General features: G+C 51.8%; 20 protein-coding genes and 2 pseudogenes. 10 read left to right on the top strand and 12 right to left on the bottom strand.

Annotation, left to right across the window (positions count from 1 at the left end; all coding sequences use genetic code 11):
- Positions 1–85 precede the first annotated feature (85 nt).
- Genes DPRO_RS19720 through DPRO_RS19730 form a run of 3 tightly spaced genes read left to right on the top strand, consistent with a single transcriptional unit; the run spans position 86 to position 1,466 of the window.
- Complete coding sequence (locus tag DPRO_RS19720) at positions 86–838, top strand: ParA family protein (protein WP_097013835.1); 753 nt, start codon at positions 86–88, stop codon at positions 836–838.
- Positions 831–1,190, top strand: a complete 360-nt coding sequence (locus DPRO_RS19725; protein WP_097013836.1) for a hypothetical protein — start codon at positions 831–833, stop codon at positions 1,188–1,190. Before DPRO_RS19720 ends, DPRO_RS19725 begins: the two co-directional genes overlap by 8 nt.
- 36 nt (positions 1,191–1,226) lie before the next feature.
- Entirely contained in the window at positions 1,227–1,466 is a 240-nt protein-coding gene (locus DPRO_RS19730) for a hypothetical protein (RefSeq protein ID WP_097013837.1), read from the top strand.
- 71 nt (positions 1,467–1,537) lie between these two features.
- On the opposite strand, the gene DPRO_RS19735 is transcribed toward DPRO_RS19730, so the two are convergent.
- The 6 genes from DPRO_RS19735 to DPRO_RS19765 all read right to left on the bottom strand — a co-directional run bounded on the left by DPRO_RS19735 (position 1,538) and on the right by DPRO_RS19765 (position 5,880).
- Positions 1,538–2,110, bottom strand: coding sequence for a recombinase family protein (locus DPRO_RS19735; RefSeq protein ID WP_097013838.1), 573 nt, complete (start codon positions 2,108–2,110; stop codon positions 1,538–1,540).
- Positions 2,107–2,349: a hypothetical protein gene (locus DPRO_RS19740; RefSeq protein ID WP_097013839.1), complete on the bottom strand. Its 243-nt coding sequence runs from the start codon at positions 2,347–2,349 to the stop codon at positions 2,107–2,109. The genes DPRO_RS19735 and DPRO_RS19740 overlap by 4 nt, the downstream gene beginning before the upstream one ends.
- Before the next feature lie 5 nt (positions 2,350–2,354).
- Positions 2,355–2,576, bottom strand: coding sequence for a hypothetical protein (locus DPRO_RS19745; protein ID WP_097013840.1), 222 nt, complete (start codon positions 2,574–2,576; stop codon positions 2,355–2,357).
- Positions 2,577–2,714: 138 nt separating this feature from the next.
- Positions 2,715–3,146, bottom strand: a complete 432-nt coding sequence (locus DPRO_RS19750) for a hypothetical protein (protein WP_097013841.1) — start codon at positions 3,144–3,146, stop codon at positions 2,715–2,717.
- Positions 3,147–3,822: 676 nt separating this feature from the next.
- Positions 3,823–5,175, bottom strand: coding sequence for an IS1380 family transposase (locus DPRO_RS19760; RefSeq protein ID WP_097013843.1), 1,353 nt, complete (start codon positions 5,173–5,175; stop codon positions 3,823–3,825).
- 111 nt (positions 5,176–5,286) lie between these two features.
- Positions 5,287–5,880, bottom strand: coding sequence for an IS1595 family transposase (locus tag DPRO_RS19765; RefSeq protein ID WP_097013844.1), 594 nt, complete (start codon positions 5,878–5,880; stop codon positions 5,287–5,289).
- A 110-nt stretch (positions 5,881–5,990) separates the two neighbouring features.
- Between DPRO_RS19765 and DPRO_RS19770 the strand changes: the two genes are divergently transcribed.
- Both DPRO_RS19770 and DPRO_RS19775 read left to right on the top strand, forming a co-directional pair.
- On the top strand, positions 5,991–6,233 hold the full coding sequence (locus tag DPRO_RS19770; RefSeq protein ID WP_097013845.1) for a hypothetical protein: 243 nt from the start codon (positions 5,991–5,993) through the stop codon (positions 6,231–6,233).
- Positions 6,234–6,640: 407 nt separating this feature from the next.
- A pseudogene (locus tag DPRO_RS19775) lies at positions 6,641–7,018 on the top strand (transposase family protein); the annotation flags it as partial.
- A gap of 63 nt (positions 7,019–7,081) precedes the next feature.
- Here the strand turns inward: DPRO_RS19775 and DPRO_RS19780 are convergent.
- Positions 7,082–8,247 (bottom strand): IS3 family transposase gene (locus DPRO_RS19780; protein ID WP_097010545.1). Its coding sequence is split into 2 segments (ribosomal slippage): positions 7,082–7,969 and positions 7,972–8,247, totalling 1,164 coding nucleotides; the frame shifts between segments, so codons are not numbered across the junction.
- Positions 8,248–8,314: 67 nt separating this feature from the next.
- On the opposite strand from DPRO_RS19780, the pseudogene DPRO_RS19785 reads away from it, so the two are divergent.
- The 3 genes and pseudogenes from DPRO_RS19785 to DPRO_RS19795 form a co-directional block, all read left to right on the top strand.
- Positions 8,315–9,151 (top strand): annotated as a pseudogene (locus DPRO_RS19785) (ISL3 family transposase); the annotation flags it as partial.
- Between the two features lie 97 nt (positions 9,152–9,248).
- A complete protein-coding gene (locus DPRO_RS19790; RefSeq protein ID WP_097013846.1) occupies positions 9,249–9,830 on the top strand; it encodes a diheme cytochrome c in 582 nt (193 codons plus the stop codon).
- 211 nt (positions 9,831–10,041) lie between these two features.
- Entirely contained in the window at positions 10,042–11,190 is a 1,149-nt protein-coding gene (locus tag DPRO_RS19795) for an IS4 family transposase (RefSeq protein WP_157917345.1), read from the top strand.
- A 173-nt stretch (positions 11,191–11,363) separates the two neighbouring features.
- Here the strand turns inward: DPRO_RS19795 and DPRO_RS19800 are convergent, their stop codons facing one another.
- The 5 genes from DPRO_RS19800 to DPRO_RS19825 all read right to left on the bottom strand — a co-directional run bounded on the left by DPRO_RS19800 (position 11,364) and on the right by DPRO_RS19825 (position 16,172).
- Positions 11,364–12,179: a metallophosphoesterase gene (locus tag DPRO_RS19800; protein ID WP_232005810.1), complete on the bottom strand. Its 816-nt coding sequence runs from the start codon at positions 12,177–12,179 to the stop codon at positions 11,364–11,366.
- A 131-nt stretch (positions 12,180–12,310) separates the two neighbouring features.
- On the bottom strand, positions 12,311–12,742 hold the full coding sequence (tnpA, locus tag DPRO_RS19805; RefSeq protein WP_097013847.1) for an IS200/IS605 family transposase: 432 nt from the start codon (positions 12,740–12,742) through the stop codon (positions 12,311–12,313).
- A gap of 301 nt (positions 12,743–13,043) precedes the next feature.
- Positions 13,044–14,258: an ISL3 family transposase gene (locus DPRO_RS19815; protein WP_097010316.1), complete on the bottom strand. Its 1,215-nt coding sequence runs from the start codon at positions 14,256–14,258 to the stop codon at positions 13,044–13,046.
- 1,231 nt (positions 14,259–15,489) lie between these two features.
- Complete coding sequence (locus DPRO_RS19820) at positions 15,490–15,819, bottom strand: helix-turn-helix domain-containing protein (protein WP_097013849.1); 330 nt, start codon at positions 15,817–15,819, stop codon at positions 15,490–15,492.
- A 14-nt stretch (positions 15,820–15,833) separates the two neighbouring features.
- Positions 15,834–16,172, bottom strand: a complete 339-nt coding sequence (locus DPRO_RS19825; RefSeq protein ID WP_097013850.1) for a type II toxin-antitoxin system RelE/ParE family toxin — start codon at positions 16,170–16,172, stop codon at positions 15,834–15,836.
- An 833-nt stretch (positions 16,173–17,005) separates the two neighbouring features.
- Between DPRO_RS19825 and DPRO_RS19830 the strand changes: the two genes are divergently transcribed.
- Together DPRO_RS19830 and DPRO_RS19835 are read left to right on the top strand one after the other, a co-directional pair.
- Positions 17,006–17,989, top strand: coding sequence for a replication initiation protein (locus tag DPRO_RS19830; protein WP_097013851.1), 984 nt, complete (start codon positions 17,006–17,008; stop codon positions 17,987–17,989).
- Between the two features lie 235 nt (positions 17,990–18,224).
- The gene (locus DPRO_RS19835) at positions 18,225–18,365 is read left to right on the top strand and encodes a hypothetical protein (RefSeq protein ID WP_157917581.1); all 141 of its coding nucleotides are present in this window, start codon (positions 18,225–18,227) and stop codon (positions 18,363–18,365) included.
- Positions 18,366–18,520 lie beyond the last annotated feature (155 nt).

Raw genomic sequence — 18,520 nt, forward strand, 5'->3', positions numbered from 1 at the left:
TTCTTCTAATTCTAGAAAGAACTGACCTTGACATTTGTATGCCATACGTTTATTTCTGACTTAGAAGAATGGAGGAACTAGAAGAATGAGAAGAATAGCCGTTGCAGTTTCCAAAGGTGGAGTCGGCAAAACAACCACCGCCGTCAACCTGGCTGCTCGACTGGCCAGCACGGGCAAAAAGGTGTTGCTGGTCGACGCTGACACACAGGGGCAGGCGGCGAAATTCCTGGGCGTTGAGCCGCCATATGGACTCTATGAATTCCTGACCGGAGCTGGCGGTATCCATCGGAAGGAAGCCATATACCCAGCGCGGAAGAATCTTTACCTGCTCGCTGGCGGGATGCCTCTCGTCGAGCTGAAGAACTGGCTTGGCGAACAGCCAAGGGAAGGCCGAGAGCGTATCCTGGCCAGCAAGCTGAAGCCACGCGAGGACGTGCTTGATTATCTCATTTTCGACTGTGCGCCGGGGTGGGACATTCTCTCGGTCAACATCCTATGCTGCGCCGATGAGATCCTGACGCCGGTAAAGCTCGAAGGCGCGGCCTTGGACGGGCTGAAGGAGTTTCTCCTCTATGTGAAGGCGGCGAAAAAGCATAACCCCGCCCTTGATCTCAACTACATTCTGCCCACGATGGTGGACCAAAGAAACCGCCAGACGGGCGAATTCATGGAGCAGCTCAAGAAGCATTTTGACGGCAAGCTCTGTGATCCGATCCGGATCAACGTCAAGTTGTCCGAGGCCGTATCCTTCGGCCAGACCATTTTCGAATACAGCAAACAAGCGGCCGGCGCTGAAGACTACGCACGACTGGCCAGGAGGATAAAGAGCGATGGTTAAAAAGAAGAAAGAGACGATGCCGGATATGTTTGGTGACGACATTGACCCTATTGAGTCAGCTCTTGGAAGAAAAGAAGAACTAGAAGAAAAGAAGTCAAAAAAGACTGTCTCAAAAGGCATAAGCGAAAAACATTCTTCTAGTTATTCTACGAGAAGAAAGGAAGAAAAAATAAAAGTTGGCTATTATATTTCTGAGCTTCGCCAGGAGCGACTTGAGGCGGCCTGGTTACGTGCGAGGCTTGACGGTTTGCCAGTCAAAAGCAAGAGCGCCATGGTCGAGATCGCGCTTGATATCATGTTCGCGGATTTGGAAAAAGGCGAGGATTCGGAGATACGAAAGCGGTTTGCATAACTATCTAATACCCATAATTAAAAACCGGAGGAAAGCATGGACATCAAGGGTCTCTTTTTTCACACAGAAGTAAATGGCCAAATTCAATTCCAGGGGCAAATATTGAATGAGATCTCAAAAGCACAAATTGAGGTCCAGCTCTATTCTTTTGCTGACGGTGCGCCGACCGATATTGAGATTTGGAATGTCAAGGATCACAATTTCGCTGCCTTTTTCCGCACCGATGAGGACATGAATCTTTCATACTACGCTCGGACCAAGATCGAAAAACGTTGATCATAGAAGCGTGAGCCACATATATTGTGTGGCTGCGGCCAGTTTGAGATCGTCCAGGGATATGGATTTCTTCATACGCCGACCTCCTGAAGCCTGGTGTAAACTGTCGTGCGGCTGACGCCGTACTCTCTTGCAAGCGCGGCCACGCGCTCCCCAGCCTCCTTCCTCTCCAGGATCTCGGCCACCTGGTCATCGGTGAGCTGCCGTTTCCGGCCTTTATAAACGCCCTTGGCCTTGGCCCGGGCAATTCCTTCGGCCTGGCGCTCGCGGATCAGTGACCGCTCGAACTCGGCGAAAGCGCCCATCATTTGTAGCATGAGCCGTCCCATGGGATCGCCCTTCTCGTCGGCCTCAAAGGTGAGGCCTTCGCGGTTGAAGACGATGGCCACGCCACGCCCGTTGAGATCCTGCACGATCCCTTGCAGGTCCTGAAGATTCCGAGCGAGCCGGTCGATGGAATGCACATGAAGCACGTCACCGGCCCTGACGAAGGACAGGGCAGCATCAAGGCCCGGGCGGTCGGTACTGCCGGCGCTGGCCTGGTCTTGAAATAGTTTGTCGAGCTGGGCCCGGCGCGTTAGCCCTTCGAGCTGGCGATCCGGATTCTGTTCGACCGTTGAAACTCGCACATATCCAACATTCATTTTTGAAGCCTCTCTTTCATGGCCATGACCTTCTCGCGGTCGAGGCCTGCCGAATCAATGAGCCGGTCCAACAGCCCCGGCATTTTATCTAGTTCGTCAAAAAAGTCCGTTATCACCACTTCCACAGTCGCTGAAGCGTCTCCGCTTCGCAGGATAGACAATAACTCAGCCTCGCTGAACTGTATCCGGTGTCTGAGATTTGCTAGTACAGTTGCGGTTTTAAGCGGTGAAAATTCCATGGCGGTTATATCTTGCGCCAGCCGGGAATTTTGGCGTCTCTGGCAGCTCTGTACACTTCCTGCATGACATGGAGCAGCATGTCATCACCGGCCAGGCCTTTGAGCGTGGCAGCATGGGCCAGCTCATCGAGCTTGGCCGAGATCTCGTCACGGTAGAGCGTCTTGGCCAGTTGATAAATGTCGGGCCGCATGTGGTGCGTTTCGCCCAGGAGAAGAACGTCAGGCATGTGCGCCTCCTTTTTTTGAATCATACACACCCAGTAAAGACAAGTCTAGATCCCAACCGGAAAGCGTTCACAAAAAAAAGATTGGACTCTAAATTAACACTTTTTCAGACTGGCCAGTCTGTTTAGTTGGGGTACACCCTATTCTGATTTAATATTTTTTTCATGAAGTTGATTCAGCCGGGCTTGCTGTTGATCATACTCCTCAGACTGTATTTCTCTCAGCAGCCGGTAGGCATAAAAACCGAATGGTACAATTGGAACGAACGAAGCAAAGCTCAAAAAGAAATTTTGTGTTGCTTCATAGATCACAGCCCAAAGAAACCCGACAAGATCGTACCCAAACCCGGCAAAAAAACCGAAATTCATCAACAGCCAGTGCTTCCTCAAGGGCTTGGTTTGAGTAAAAAATAAATATGAAAATCCACCAACAGAAGAGCCTACGAACAACCCCATACCTACGAATGTCAAATCTCTGAGCTTGTAAGGCATCAGCAAATTTATTCCGACGCTGGCACCAAGCCCGGCAGCAATACCAAGCAAAATACACAATATAAATAGACACTTCTTCACAACAGGGTCACTCCTTTAACTTGATAAATCGCACACTGATGGCTGACGTTCACAAACAGCGGTTTGAGTTACATACACAATGCAACCCCTTTTACTCAAGAAAAGTAAGAGAATTGTGGTCAGCGCAATTTTCCCGGGCACAAGTAGAGCGTCTTGGCAGGGGCTACCGGGGGTCAAGGAGGGCAGCGCGATTATGCTCACCGAAGCGAAGCGCAGGGGAGGGATAAAAGCGCTGGCCAGCGAAGCGATCCTTGACGCCTGGTCGACCCGATCTATGCTCGATGGAGGGCGTCAGCCCCCACAGCGAAGCGCCAGCGCAGCAACAGGGGCTGACCCCTTGCCACGCGGCGAGCTGCCCCCGGAGGGCCGCCGGAGGCCTTAAAAGGGAAAGCCCCCTGACCAGGTTGGACAGAGGACTTACACTCCAGATAGACTCTCCCCTTCACTCCTTGTCGCCATCGGGGCCGACAAAATTTATATTTAAACCTGAATCCGTGAATAAGTGTTGCCAACGTTGTTGGCTCGAAATTTCAACCATATTTTTCGAAAATCCAGGCGACTTTCGACCTGAAAATTTTCAACTGAAGGACCATTGTCGCTTCGCAAGCTCTGAGAACCGACTTTTCGCAGTTTTCAGACGCACTACTCCTAGGAATGCAGCCTAATGACCATCTCGTTACGCCGTCTTGAGACGATAGAACAGGTCAGAGACCACCTTGAACCATGGCTCCGGGCAGGAGACATGCAGGATTACCTTGCGTGCATGGCGGGTGATCCGAGCACAAATGCTCATCATGCTCCGCATGACCGTCTTGGTTCTGCGACGGTTGGCTTTTTTCAGCCCCAGCATCCGAGCCACAACCAAGTCCACGGAGGCTACCCGAAGCATGTTGTAGACCAGCATGCCCAAGCGCAGGAAGGCGGCATTCACGGCAAACTTGCCCGACGGCAGGCGTTCCATGTCCATCTCGGTCTTGAATTCCCCGTGATGCTGCTCGCTGGTGCCCCGCTTGCGATACAGTTTCAAAGCCTGGTCGGCATCAAATTCCAGGTTAGTCCACAATACGCAGACGCGGACCTCTGGAATCATCATGAACACACCGTCCTTGCTCAACACTTCCGTGACCTCGAAAATCTGGCGGACCGGCCTTTTCTTTTTGCCGATCTCACGCATCACGAAGCCCCGGTAGATCCGACCTTTTTCTCGGGACGTTACGAAATTCTCTACTTTCTGCGCGTGCTCCTTGGCCGTGGCGAGCCAGCCGGTCACCGGCTCCCTGCGCAGATTGTGCTTGATGATGAAGCCGGTGCGCGCCTGCGTGCACAGAGTCTCCAGACGCTCCTTGCTGTCAAATCCGCTGTCGGCCACCACGAGGATGTTCGCATCCACCATGGACTTGGCGTACCCGAGGCTCTCCAGGATGAACTCATCCGTGCCCTCGCAACTGGAATGGCTCGACCCGGGGCGAAGCTTGCCGTTGACCATCCAGCCGCCACCAAGATGAGCAAAGATCGGAGCGAAGCCGAATCTCTTGTCGTACGTCGCGCTGGCACCTTCCTTCTCGGTGTCGGCGTTATCAAAAATGCTGACGTCGATATCAAGGCGCACCCAGTGCTCTTTCTTGTTGTCGTCCCTGGTCATTTCAATGAGTTCAGGCTGCATTCCGGTCTTCTTCCACAGTTCGACCGAGCAGCGGGGCAACTGGGCATCCAGGTCAGTTTCCAAGGCGATCCGCTGAAACCGTTGCCGCAAAATTTCGGCGGAAGGAACGCGTCCAAGGCCAAGGCTGGTCGCGAAGAAATCGTCGCCGTAGTACTCACGAACATGGTCGAAATCCGTTTTGCCTTGGCACATGAGGCCGACCAATGTGCGGAAAATTTCACGCTCCTTGATCTGCGGAGCTTTTCCAGGCCCAAGACGGTCGACCAGTGTATCCAGACCGCACACCCTGGCCATCTCGCCGATCAGAGCCAGGCCGACGTGGCCAATGTTGTTTCCTTCGTTTCGCTTGATATCGGTGATGAGCATTGCAACCTCCTGTCGCACCCAATGGGTGCAAAAACTCATTCAGGAAAAGCAAGTCCAATATACCGGTATCATTGATTTATTTCAACCACAAAATGTTTCAAAACTGTATATTCAATGCAACTTTTTCACGGATTTAGGGAACAGGAAAAAACTGTCCCTGGGGATGCCGTTGAACCGGCGGAGGTGGCGCTTGGCTTGGTTCCAAAAGTTCTCAATCCCATTGATGTGGTTTTGCCTGTCCACGAACCTTTCAGAGTGATTGATCCGCACATGGTGGAAGTCCGAGACATCCAGCGCATCATAGCTTCTGAAAGCGTCAGTGTACACGATACTGTCCGGCAAGATCATACGCTCCATGATGGGGAGAAGTGTCGTGCTCCGGGCGTTTGGGATCATGACCGTATAAACCCGCCCTCCACGCTTCAACAAGCCGAAAACAGGGACTTTCCCTGCAGCACCTCGACCGCGCTTGCCTTTCCTGACTCCTCCGAAGTAGCTCTCATCAACTTCAATCTCACCGTCGAATGGCGATGCCTTTTCCATCTCATCGGCAATGATTTTCCTCAGCCGAGTGAAAAACGTGGCCGCCGTGTTCTTGTTGACGTCCACCAGTTGAGCGGCAGCACGTGCCGTTGTGCCGGCAATGAAGTGCTCAATGAGCCTGGCCCGCTTCTGTGGGCTGAGCCTGCTTTTCCTTTCGTACATGATGCCATCCTAAGCCTAAGCGGAGTGCTTAGCTAGGACAGCCCCTTAATTTTTATATTTTTAGTGCCATTAACATGCCTTTGAACAAGTAGGCAATTATGGAGACCGAAATGAATAACTGGCCTGAATACCTTGAAATTGCTTCTTTAGCTTTCGTCACTCTCGGTACAATTTTTCTACGAATAGCCGACAAGAAAACGCCCTTACCTGATGCAACTAAAAACCTATTAGGAGGCCTAGATTCGGCAATTGAAAAAACGGTTACAAGATGGAAGGTCGCCGGCTACACATTGCTCATTGCTGCCCCTGTGGTGCAGGCAAGTCAGATACCCCCGGCAAAGCCGGGGGCTTGAGCTTGTGAGCCGCTCAAAGCGGCTTTAAGAACCGCCTAAAGGCGGAAAGAGCGGTTCTTCGACAGCAGTCCCTTGTTCTTTACATATTGCCATTGCCAGCCATTTCGAGGCCCGAAAACCATGGGTAACACTCCATAGACACTGTCGTTTGTTGAGGGGCTTACGCCAAGAATGACTCCCGCATAAGTAGAACTCTTACGGTCCCCCGGCAGAGCCGGGGGATTTCTCATTGGATTAAAATTTTCATCCAAACCTTTTGGTTCTCTTAACAGCAGATGAAGCTCATTCCTAGCCGAAAAAATCCCGCTATAACAGGTTCATCCGGCTCAAGAGTACTTTTGACAAAATGAAAGGACATGGCGTCCAACCGATGGAAGTACCACCAACCATCGGGAGGAAGAACCACCATGTCCACGAGTTTGATGTATCACGCCTTCGGTCTGACCGGCTTCGACTATGTTCGGCAGTCGTTTGTGGCCGGGAACATTATCTTTGATGTCCGGCCCAAGCCGAAACTGGTCAGATGTCCGGAATGTAAAAGCCAAGAGGTCGTTCGACGTGGGTCATTTGAGAGGTGGCTCAGGACCGTTCCCATCGGCTTCAAACCTGTTTGGCTGTGTGTGGAGGCTCCGCGAGTAGAATGTCGGAAGTGTGGCTGTGTTCGACGAATCGACCTGAAGATTGCCGAGCCGAGGCGTTGGTACACAAGGGCTTTTGAGCGATTCGCATTGGCACTCACCAAGATGATGACCATGCTTGATGCATCTGCCTTACTCGGTATCGGGTGAGAAGTGGGTTCACTTCCTTGGACCAGTCAGCGGCGAATTTAAGGTGGACAGTTTCATAGGCTACGCCGCCTTGTGGGGCCAAGCCAGAGGGGGTACCCCCTCTGGCTTGGGGCCTTCCTGATATATCTCCATCGGCTTTCTGCCGTCAAACGCCTTGTGTGGGCGGCGGTTGTTGTAGAAATCGATCCACCAGGCCAGGGCCTGCCGCAACTCGCTTCCCGTTTCCAATTCCCGCAGATACACGCATTCGTATTTCAGTGATCGCCACAGGCGTTCGATCATGACGTTGTCCATCCAGCGGCCGCGGCCGTCCATGGAGATGCGGGCTCCGGCTTCCCGGAGCGTCCGTGTGAACTCGTAGCTCGTAAACTGCGAGCCTTGGTCCGTGTTGAAGATTTCGGGCACGCCGTAGCGGTTCAGGGCCTCCTCCAGGGCGGACACGCAGAAGTCCGCTTCCATGGTGTTCGACAGCCGCCAGGAGAGCACCGCGCGGCTGTGCCAGTCCATGATCGCCACGAGGTACAGGAAGCCCCGCTTCATCGGGATGTACGTGATGTCGGCGCACCACACCTGGTTCGGCCTCGTGATCGCCTTGCCGCGCAGCAGATACGGATACGTCTTGTGCTGCGGATGAGGCTGGCTGGTTCGCGGCTTCTGATAGACCGCCATCAACCCCATCTTGCGCATGAGCCGCCGGACGCGATTGCGCCCGAGTTGATGGCCCTCATCGCGCAGGATGTTGCGCATCTGCCGGGAGCCGAAGAACGGCAACTCCAGGAACAACTCGTCGATGCGCTTCATGAGCGCCAAGTTGGACGCGGACTCGCCGATCGGCTGGTAATAGTACGTTGAGCGGTGCAGCTTGAGGATTTCGCACTGCCGTCGAACACTGAGCATCGGATGCCCCTTGTCGACGATGTCTCGCCTTCGCTCGCAGCTCATATCTTTGCGAAGGCTTGTTGCAAAAAATCCTTCTCCACCGTGAGCTGGCCGATCTTGGCGTGAAGCTCTTTTATCCGGGCCTCATCGCTTTGTTGGGTCTTTTGGGCCTTGCCCGCAAAGCCAGCTACGATCTGCTCCTTGGCCTGCTTCTTCCACTGGGAAACCTGGTTGGGATGCACGCCGTACCTGCTGGCGAGCTCGGACAGGGTGTGTTCGCCGGACAAGGCATCCAACGCGACACGGGTCTTGAATTCGGCGGTAAAGTTCCTTCTTTTCCTGGACATCAAAAGCCTCCTTTGGGCTTCTTACGTCCACCTTAGCTCGTGGTCCAGTTTCCTGAACCCACTTCTGTGGGACGGAATCAAGTCCATCTTTAAACGTCACCTCCAGCGTCGTTTCGGCAATCCGTCTCTGTCCGGCCTCAAGTATATCGCCATCGATGAAATCAGCGTCCGCAAAGGGCACAAATATTTGACCCTAGTTATGGACCTTGAAAGTGGCGCAATCGTATTTGTGGGAGACGGCAAGGGCGCGGAGGCACTGGATCCATTCTGGAAGCGGCTGAAGCGTTCAAGCGCAATGGTTCAAGCGGTCGCTACAGATCTGAGTATAGCATACATCAGCGCAGTTATGACCCACCTTCCAGGTGTCCCACTGGTGTTCGATCATTTCCACGTGGTGAAGCTCATGAACGACAAACTGACAGAGATTCGACGCAAGATTTTCCAGGAGTTGGAAAACATGCCAGGGCGGGAAGTTCTCAAAGGAAGTCGCTGGATTCTATTGAAAAATCCAGAAAATCTGAATAAGAAACGCAATGAACCGGAACGATTGAAAGAAGCTCTGCGATTCAATGAGCCATTGGCCACGGCCTATTATATGAAGGAAGATCTGCGGCAAATTTGGAGTCAATCGGACAAAGCAAAAGCCTTTGTTTTCCTGGACGACTGGATTGCCCGTGCAACTACGTCAGGGATCGGCCCACTGGTGAAGATGGGCAATACCATGGTAAAATTCAGGTTCGGCATTCTGGCTTGGTATGATCATCCCATTTCGTCAGGCCCGATGGAAGGCTCCAATAACAAGATCAAAACCATGAAACGGCAGGCCTACGGCTACCGGGACAAGGAGTTCTTTAAACTCAGAATCATGGGCATCCATGAGTCCCGGTTTATCCTGACGGGGTGATTTATGATGTTTGTTTCTTTTTGTGGACTTTTTTATCCCCTAGAGGTATGGTATTCAAAATACTATCCTCAGCGCTAAGTGTTTGAATAAAATCAGTATGTTGCTTGATGAAAAAAAAGGGAAAACCATGTGTAAGTCAAAGCTCTTGGTGGGACTCATAATGATTACTTGTTTTCTATCGAGTATTGTTGCCTTGGCAGATGACCATAATGATCGTCGTAAACACCGTAAAGACCACCACGATCGAGAGGAGGTAGAAGATGCCGTGCCCAGCCCTAAAAATGAGCTCTACCTATCGGTTTGCGGTTCATGCCACATGGCCTATCCGCCGGGGTTGCTAAATTCGGCCTCGTGGGCTGCTTTGATTCAGGGGGCGAGTGAGCATTTCGGCGAAGATCTTAGTTTAGACACCAAGGATGCCGAAGAGCTCGAAACCTATCTTACATCAGGGGCATCTGAAAACGTTCAAGGAGAATTAGCTAGGGATATTTCCCGGGATTTGGGGAATCGGATTGTAAAGCGCATCACCGAAATTCCTGAAATAAGAAAAGAACATCATGAGTTGAGTGCCTCAGTGTTTTCAAGAACATCTATTGGTGGTCTTTCAAACTGTATTGCATGTCACAAGCGTGCTGATGTCGGAGTGTTTGACGACGAGGTAAGCATACCACGAGAATGATCCAAAGAATTTGAGGTTAAAGGGCGAGACATTGCTGTCCGGTTAAGAACCGTTGGTATCCCAGGATTTCGGCATGAGCATTCACTTCCTAGGCGAAGGTTATTTGATGGACATGTTTGACAGCCCTTCAAAAAGAAAAATGTCCGAATTCTCCTCTTTTTGTGATATGCAGAGGATGTCTAACTCACTGCACAAAAAGGAGATTTCGGACATGGCTCATGCTAACACAATCTTTCATCAAGTGCTATCCCTGATCCCTCGGACTGAATTCGAAGCCCTGGCCAAAAAGTACAGTACCGGCAGGGCGTTCCGGAGTTTTTCCCGGTGGAACCAGTTCGCATGCCTGCTCTTCATCCACCTTGCAGGTCGCCAAAGCATGCGTGACGGCATCCGCAGCCTGGGTGCCAACATCAGGCAAATGTATCATCTGGGGCTGCGCAGCGTGGCACGCTCGACCTTTGCCGATGCCAACTCCAAGCGGCCAGCGGAGTTCTTTCAGGCGATTTTCGGCAAGCTCTACCAGCGTTGCTCGTCCGTGGCTCCTGGGCATAAGTTCCGCTTCAAAGCCAAACTCTACAGCTTCGATTCCTCGGTCATCAAGCTCTGCCTGTCCGCCTTTCCATGGGCATCCTATCGGGCTAAAAGGGGTGGCCTCAAAATCCATACAGTCCTCGATCACGACGGATACCTGCCTGCCTTTGTCCGTGTCACCAATGCCCGACTTCATGACTCCAAGATGGTCAAGATGCTCAGGCTCCCCAAGGGGTCCATCGCCGTCTTCGACAAAGCATACATCAACTATTCCTGGTTTCGGACCCTCAGCGCCTCGGGGCTGTTCTTCGTCACCAGGCTCAAGACCAACGCCGTGTACAAAGTTCTCAAAAGAAACCCGGTTCGGAAAAGCACTGGCGTCACTTCCGACCATGTGATTGTCGTCTTCAGCCAAGACAAGGAACTGCACCTTCGGCGGGTTGGCTACAGGGATCCAGAAACCGGCAAGTTCTACGAATTCCTGACCAATCACTTAAACCTCTCGGCCAAGACCATCGCCGACATCTACAAGGAACGCTGGCAGATCGAGACATTCTTCCGGCTCATCAAGCAAAATCTTCGCCTCAAATCCTTTGTCGGCACCTCGGAGAACGCCGTTCTAAGCCAGATCTACGTGGCCATGATCGCCTATCTCATGCTGGCTTGGCTTAAGTTCAAGTCCAGCGTTGCCTTCAGCCTCCAGGAGATGTTCCAGTTGCTCCAGGTCAACCTCTTCGATCGGCGAGAAATGGAGGACATCTTCAAACCACCCGACGCCTTCCATGACAACATCAACAACGATTACAGGCTACTGAGCTATGTCGCTTAACCGGACAACACTGGGCGAGAGTTTTTTTGCTTATCTTTTGGTGATGTTATTTCGACCGTAAGGTGACCCGCAGGATTTCGCTTGGCCTCCACAGACGCATGCGCGGCCCCCAAATGCCGGTTCCCCGGCAGATGATGACGGGCGAGAGTTTTTTTGCTTATCTTTTGGTGATGTTATTTCGACCGTAAGGTGACCCGCAGGATTTCGCTTGGCCTCCACAGACGCATGCGCGGCCCCCAAATGCCGGTTCCCCGGCAGATGATGACTGTCATCGAGTCGACCTCGTGACGTCCTTCCAGCAGTGGGTAGCGCAGCCGCACCAGATAACCGAAAGGCCAAACTTGCCCTGCGTGGGTATGGCCGCTTAGCATCAGTCCGACGCCTTGTGCAGCCGCCTCTGCGGTGCGTAGTGGGGTGTGCGACAGCAGAACGGTGGACCCGGCAGGACGGTCTGACAATGTTTCGGTTATGGGGTCTGCGGTTGCTGCCATGCGTGAGTGGATGGTTAGATCCTCCACTCCGGCTATGATCAGCCCCGATGCCGGGGACTCCCACTTGTTGAGCAGCACATTGAATCCGGCATCAGCCATGAGCTGCATGGGATTCCCCTCACGGCCATATTGCTCGTGGTTGCCCTGAACCGCAAAGACACCAAACGGTGCGCGAAGGGTGCGTAGCACGGGCAGCAATCCGTCATAGTTTAGGCTGTGTCCCTCGAAGATGTCCCCGAGCAGCACGATCATGTCCGGCTGCATGGACATGGTTTGCTCTATGCGAGCTTTGAGCCAGTCCGTGTCCTGTTGGGAGCCGATATGAAGGTCCGACAGTCCGGCAATGACCATACCGTCGATGTCGAGCGGTAATTCGGGCAGGGCTACCTCGTACTCCGTGATTACAGGCGAACGTAGCCCTTGCACCATGGCCAATCCCGACAGGAGCAGTCCGGCCAAGAACGCCGCCCCCCGCAGCTTGGGTGTCATGCGTGGCATGAAAAAACCGAATCCGGTGATGATGTCTACGAACAGCAGCAGGACGAACGTGAGAAAAATGACGAGTCATGACCCCCGGCAAAGCCGGGGGCTTGAGTTTGTGAGCCGCTCAAAGCGGCTTTAAGAACCGCCTAAAGGCGGAATTTCAGTTGTTCGATTCGTTTGTCTTCCTGCTCTTGCTTGCGGATGTACTCGCGAATCACTTTTTCATCTCTGCCAACGGTCGAGACAAAGTATCCACGTGCCCAAAAACTCTGGCCAGAATACCCTCGCGCCCGGCCTTGGACTTCACGGGCTATGTGGATGGCGCTTTTCCCTTTCATAAAACCAATAACTTGCGCCACCGAATACTTGGGCGGTATGGCAATGTATATGTGCACATGATCCTTGCACAAATGCCCTTCCATTATCTCACTTTCTCGCTGTCTTGCCAGCTTATGGAAGACTTCTCCCAAGTACGTCCGAATTCTACCAAACAGAATCTTACGGCGACATTTCGGTATCCAAACGATGTGATACTTGCAGTCCCACCGAGTGTGACATAGGCTTGAATTGCACTTCATTTAAAGCCTCTCCTGTGCTCACTCTGAGCAGCTCACCAGGGGAGGCTTTAAACTATTCCCGCAAAAGTCAAACTTTACTGGTCCCCCAGCAAAGCTGGGGGGTTTCTCATCGGACTAACAGGTTCATTCCAGCAAGTTCAATGACCGAAGCCCATTGTTCATCGCGGCCATGACAAAACGCTCTGCCCAACCAGACGGAGACCCAGGACAGGACACAGAGGCCCAAGCGTATCGGCCAGGAAATGCGGTCGAACAGGGGGAGGCCCCCCATGCGCCAGAAGATGTACCCAACCATTAGGGTTCATCCGGCTAAAGCGTACTTCGCTTCGTGAATTCCCATGATCCTGAGCTTGAAGAACTCGGTATCCCGATATCCGTAGGCTTGTCGTTTCAGCGTCTTGATCTTGTTGTTGGTTCCCTCGATTGGGCCTGATGAGATGGGATGGTCGTAATAGGCAAGAATGCCGAAACGATACGAGGCAAGCGTCCTCGCCATGATCTGCAAAGGGCGTATCTCCGAGGCTTCGGCTCTGGCGATCCAGTCGTTGATGACTTTCTCTGCCGTCGCCTTGTTCGGCTGGGACCAGAGTTGCCGCAAATCCTCTTTCAGATAGTAGGCTGTCGCCAGAGGTTTGTTCAGCCGCAACGCTTCATCCAAGCGCTCCTTTTCATCACGGCTTTCATCCAGATTTTCGGGGTTTTTCAGAAGAATCCATCGAGTTCCTTTGACCGCTTTCCTTTCAAGTGGCGAGGTGAGTTCCCGAAAGAGCTGGCGGCGGATCTGCGTGATTTTCTCGTTCATCAGCTTGACCACATGAAACCGGTCAAACACGATAGCCGCATTCGGCAAGTTCTCCATGACAGCGCTGATGTAGCCTGCGTTCATGTCCGTCGCCACAGCCGCAATCTTGGCTTTTGTCTTCTTGAGACGTTCCCAAAACGGGGTAAGCGTTTCTCGACTTCGTCCTTCACCAACAAAGACGACTGCGCCACTTTCGAGGTCCATGACCAGCGTGAGGTACTTTTGCCCTTTACGGACGCTGATTTCGTCGATGGCGATATACTTGATCTTTCCCAGGCTGGGACTTGAGAAACGGCGAAACAGATAGCGCTTGAAGATTGATTTGATGGTGTCCCAACCGACGCCCAGCAGATCGGCAACATCCTGAATCGTCATCTTTTTTGCCAAGGCGAGAGCATATCGCTCAAAGGCTTTCGTATACCAGCGCCTGGACTCGGCGATCTGAATGTCGATCAAACGAATGACGCCGCAATTGCGACATCCTACCCGTTGGACGGGAATGACCAGCCAGACGGGCTTGAAACCGATGGGCACAGTCTGAACCCATCTTTCGGCAAAGCCGTGGCGAATGATGTTTCTGGAATGGCAGCAAGGACAACGAATCAAGTCATCCTTGGGCTGCACTTTCAGGATGATGTTGCCTGCGATGAAATCCTGCCGAACGTAGTCGTAGCCTCGCAGGCCGAACGCGTGGTAGATGAAACTCGTGGACATGGTGATTACTCCTCCCGCTGGTTGGTGATGCTTCCAACGGTTGGACGCCATGTCCTTTCATTTTGTCAAAAGTACGCTTTAGCCGGATGAACCACCATTAGGGCAGCCGCAGTCAGAAGGATAGTTCCGAACATGTGACCTGATTACCACAGTAAGGGAATAATGCCACCGCCTAGTTGTTTCTAAATTTTTATGATCATCCAGCTAAAGCGTACTTCGACTCATGAATGTCCTTTCATTTTGCCAAAAGTACTCTTGAGCCGGATGAACCCTATAACAGGCTTTCCGGGCATTTTGCCCTTAGATGATAATTTTGGCTGGCATTTCGGGGTATCGAGCGGTATATAAGTAGACATCCGCAGGCCATGGACCCTCATTGCAGGTTAACAACTTGCGGACAGGACGGGGATCGAAGGAGAGTAGGTAAGCTATCGAGTACATCGTAGCGATCGAACTCCTCAAAGGTTGTGCTTATGCCTTCGGCATCTGGGCAACCTCGGAGTTCCTTAAATCCCTCAACGAAGAAGACGACTAGCACTTAGCTAACCGCCTTCCTCAAAAGCGACACGGCTCCGCCTGTGTTGCCACAGCGGAGCCAGTCAAAAGCCTTATGGTTATGGCGGGGTCCACTGGTCAAGCTTGATTCCCGCTCCGGGGGCGATGGTGCTACCAACACCGTCGCCCTTTCCTTATTAGCTAAGCACTATTGACAGAGGTGTCAACAAGACTATCTTGGCGTAATAGTTGGATTTTTAAAAGTCTAGATAATAACAAGAGAGGGAGTAGGCTCGCGCCTAGCTAAGCATCGCTAAAGCTAGGCGCGAGCCTACTCCCTCTCTTGAAGTTTGTCAAGGGCATGAAAATACGGTTTCTATACGGTATCTGTACTGTTCCCATACGGTTTAGATAGGGTTTGCATAGGGCATAGGCAAGAAAGGCGTCTTAGCAGGGGCTACCGGGGGTCAAGGAGGGCAGCGCTATTAGGGGTCACCGGAGCGAAGCGCAGGGGAGGGATAAAAGCGCTGGCCAGCGAAGCGATCCTTGACGCCTGGTCGACCCGATCTATGCTCGATGGAGGGCGGCAGCCCCCACAGCGAAGCGCCAGCAGCAACAGGGGCTGCCCCCTTGCCACGCGGCGAGCTGCCCCCGGAGGGGCCCGCCGGAGGCCTTAAAAGGGAAAGCCCCCTGACCAGGTTGGACAGAGGACTTTCAACTTTACTGGACTAAGTGTTTAGGCGAAAGCGGGAATACCGCAGGCCTCATCAATGTTGGCGTCTTTGTCTACCAGACACATGACCAGGCGCTTATCGACGGCGCTTGCCGCCTTTTCCAAAGTCTGAACGGTGACAGACGTATTTCCAGCGTCGAGGAGTCGATCCAATGCAGATCTGCTTGTGTGCATCTTTTTGGCCATGGCCGTCTTGGAGATATTCTGTTCTTCCATGGCCTGCGAAACTTGCCAAGCAATAACTCTTTTGACCGCTGCCCTCGTAACTTCTTCGTAGATTCCTTCCTCAATCAGGAAGTCATCGAACGATGAGCCTATGTGCTTGTCGCTCATGGGTTCCTCCTTTGTTATTTCTTCAAAACTTCTTTCATGCGTTTTTTAGCCAGATCTAGGTCTTGCTTCGGCGTCTTGTTACTCGTCTTCATGATGCCATGGAGCAAGATCATAAGTTTGTCTTTCACGCAAAAAAAGACTCTGGCCCATTTATCAGCAACTTCGGTTCGGACTTCATTCAGGCCCCCGCCAAGGATCCTGCATGTCGGCATACCAATTGGCCAGCCGAATTCTGTGGTTTTGATGTCATCACCGATTGCCTTTTTTTCTATTGCTGGCAGCGATTTGAGCCAATCACGCACTGGCTCATTGCCTCTGGCAGTTTTATAAAATTTGGCGGTAATTTTTTTCATTCAGTTTCCTTTTTTGTTTCTCTTACAGAGATAGTACCTATTCTGGTACATTTGTCAACGGCAAAAGAAGGGTCAAAGAAGTACAGGCGGCAGCAGCTCGGAAATGTCTGAATTTCTGCCTGTAAAGGGTCAAAATCGTGAAAACTCCGTTTTGTCACGTCATTGTCTCTTGAGCTCGAAAAATGTGTCAGAGACGAAATTTGAGAGAAATACGGCTATTCGAGATTCCAGCATTTCTTAGCGGGGGTCCTGGGGGTCGCAGACCCCAGGAATGCGGAGCGCGAAGCGCGGCTCTCCGACCGGCCCGAAGGGGTGAGAGGTCGGCCACCTGGTCAAGATCGCACTAAGTCTCGCCGCGTGGTTGTTTTAACAGCTTCGACAGAATCGACACTCGCGCCCTCAAGGTTTCTTTGGTTTTGGTTTTTGTATGTGCCGAAGGCCATTTCCATATCGCGCCTTCGGCGCATCCTTCATTGCCTTTCGTTTGGGTGGAGGAGGAGCCGCAGGCGACGGGGGGCTTGGCCGCAAGGCCAAGGGGCCTGCCTTTACGCGCGTAAGCGCGGCCAGGATTGGCCATATTTCGCTCTTCTTAAGCAAAGTAGATATTTCAGCTACTTTTCCTACTTTTAGCCCCTTGCAACCAGCTGAAAAACTTCCTTTTAATTGCTCAAAGTGAGACACTTACAGGGTCAAAGTGAGACACTTACAGGGTCAAAGTGAGACACTTACAGGGTTTATTGAGACAACCATCTTGACTTGTCTCTCTTTGTCTTCTAAGCCTCTTGTTGAGACAAAAACACGATGTGTCCACTTTTGCAATTCGAGAGGTAAAAATGAGCGAGCAACCAGACAGAAAAGAGATCATCGCCAAACACAACGATTTGATTCCTATCTTGTCCAAGTTCGGCCTCCAAGAATTACGACTCATGGCCTTTTGTCTGTCACTGATTGACTCTCAAAAAGATGAGAATTTCTACAATATTACATTCAGTGTTGCTCGCATGGCCGAGGTTTTTGACATAAATACGAACGACATTTACGCCGTGGCCAAGCAAACTGCGATCTCCATCAACCAAAAGCCGGCAGAGTTTGACGACAAGGACAAAACACGCCTGTCCTTTTGGTTCACTGACCTGGAATACCACAAGGGCGCAGGCAATCTGACTTTCAAATTCAACGAGTCGTTGAAGCCCTATCTTCTCCAATTGAAAGAGAATTTTACTCAATACCGAATTCGGGATGTGTACCAATTCAAACGGGCCACGACCTGGCGGCTCTATGAAGCCCTGCGCCAATGGAAACGATCCTCGGAACGCAAAAAAGAGTGGACCCTTGACGAATTTCGGGAAGTGGTCGGCGTCCAGGGGAAATATCCGCGATTTGTGGATCTCAACAAAAGAGTGATCACCCCCGCAGTTGAGGACATCAACAAATCGTCTGACATTGAGGTCCAATGGGATCGAAAAAAGTGGGGAAAAGAGATAGTTGGAGTTGTTTTCCATATCGTCAAGAATCGGAAGACAATGGAACCAGGCGAGCTAATCCGTGACATAGCCCATGACAGCCTGGATGATGGTTTAGGACCAAAGGAAGAGGCTCAGGCCTTCTTTGAAGTCCTGACGCTGAAATACGGCATCGCCGAGTCCACGGCTAAAGGACTGGCCAACGGCTGTTATTATGCTGGCCTTTTGGATAAAATTGACTTCGCGGCCATTGAAAAACGATGGGATAAAATCAAGACGGCAAAGAAGCCCCTGAAGGCATATTTAACTGGGGCGATCAACAGCGAATTGAAGCAAAAGGGAGAGCTTGTGTGAGACAAATTGTAAATCGGTCTCACTTGTCTTGATCTTTGTCTCACTATGATTTTTAATTTTGCTGTATGTTCAATTATATTTGGTATTTATATGCAAATTGCCCGTGTAAGAATTCCTAGGCATTATTGGGGTCACTCCATAGAACGGACAAAATTGCACGCTAAGAATTTTGTCCGTTCTATGGAGTGACCCCTTGTGGCCTGAAATGGAACTGCGGTTGCGACATGAATTTCGAATGAATGCAAAACAAGCCAGACTGACCGCAAACGGCTTTTCCCACCGACGCAAAGAGCTTGAAAAGCTCTTGCCCAAACTTGAAAAGTCGTGGTCAGAACTGCCCGAAGAGAACCCAAAATTGACATCCTCCCCGGCCTAAAGGCCGAGGATTCCTGATTGAATCAGGGGTTCGCACTTCATCGGCTGGCTGATGCCAAAGCCTCCACGCGCAGGAACCGAGTGCCCCCCGGCCCGAAGAATATTACATGCGGCGTTCATATCCGCATGTGATTCAAATCCGCAACTTGTACAAAA

The organism is Pseudodesulfovibrio profundus (assembly GCF_900217235.1).
GTDB classification, from domain to species: Bacteria; Desulfobacterota; Desulfovibrionia; order Desulfovibrionales; family Desulfovibrionaceae; genus Pseudodesulfovibrio; species Pseudodesulfovibrio profundus.

Coding starts and splice junctions, on each gene's coding strand:
- DPRO_RS19720 (WP_097013835.1), top strand. CDS start 86: ATGAGAAGAATAGCCGTTGCAGTTTCCAAAGGTGGAGTCGGCAAAACA.
- DPRO_RS19725 (WP_097013836.1), top strand. CDS start 831: ATGGTTAAAAAGAAGAAAGAGACGATGCCGGATATGTTTGGTGACGAC.
- DPRO_RS19730 (WP_097013837.1), top strand. CDS start 1,227: ATGGACATCAAGGGTCTCTTTTTTCACACAGAAGTAAATGGCCAAATT.
- DPRO_RS19735 (WP_097013838.1), bottom strand. CDS start 2,110: ATGAATGTTGGATATGTGCGAGTTTCAACGGTCGAACAGAATCCGGAT.
- DPRO_RS19740 (WP_097013839.1), bottom strand. CDS start 2,349: ATGGAATTTTCACCGCTTAAAACCGCAACTGTACTAGCAAATCTCAGA.
- DPRO_RS19745 (WP_097013840.1), bottom strand. CDS start 2,576: ATGCCTGACGTTCTTCTCCTGGGCGAAACGCACCACATGCGGCCCGAC.
- DPRO_RS19760 (WP_097013843.1), bottom strand. CDS start 5,175: ATGCTCATCACCGATATCAAGCGAAACGAAGGAAACAACATTGGCCAC.
- DPRO_RS19765 (WP_097013844.1), bottom strand. CDS start 5,880: ATGTACGAAAGGAAAAGCAGGCTCAGCCCACAGAAGCGGGCCAGGCTC.
- DPRO_RS19770 (WP_097013845.1), top strand. CDS start 5,991: ATGAATAACTGGCCTGAATACCTTGAAATTGCTTCTTTAGCTTTCGTC.
- DPRO_RS19790 (WP_097013846.1), top strand. CDS start 9,249: ATGTTGCTTGATGAAAAAAAAGGGAAAACCATGTGTAAGTCAAAGCTC.
- DPRO_RS19795 (WP_157917345.1), top strand. CDS start 10,042: ATGGCTCATGCTAACACAATCTTTCATCAAGTGCTATCCCTGATCCCT.
- DPRO_RS19800 (WP_232005810.1), bottom strand. CDS start 12,179: ATGCCACGCATGACACCCAAGCTGCGGGGGGCGGCGTTCTTGGCCGGA.
- tnpA (WP_097013847.1), bottom strand. CDS start 12,742: ATGAAGTGCAATTCAAGCCTATGTCACACTCGGTGGGACTGCAAGTAT.
- DPRO_RS19815 (WP_097010316.1), bottom strand. CDS start 14,258: ATGTCCACGAGTTTCATCTACCACGCGTTCGGCCTGCGAGGCTACGAC.
- DPRO_RS19820 (WP_097013849.1), bottom strand. CDS start 15,819: ATGAGCGACAAGCACATAGGCTCATCGTTCGATGACTTCCTGATTGAG.
- DPRO_RS19825 (WP_097013850.1), bottom strand. CDS start 16,172: ATGAAAAAAATTACCGCCAAATTTTATAAAACTGCCAGAGGCAATGAG.
- DPRO_RS19830 (WP_097013851.1), top strand. CDS start 17,006: ATGAGCGAGCAACCAGACAGAAAAGAGATCATCGCCAAACACAACGAT.
- DPRO_RS19835 (WP_157917581.1), top strand. CDS start 18,225: ATGAATGCAAAACAAGCCAGACTGACCGCAAACGGCTTTTCCCACCGA.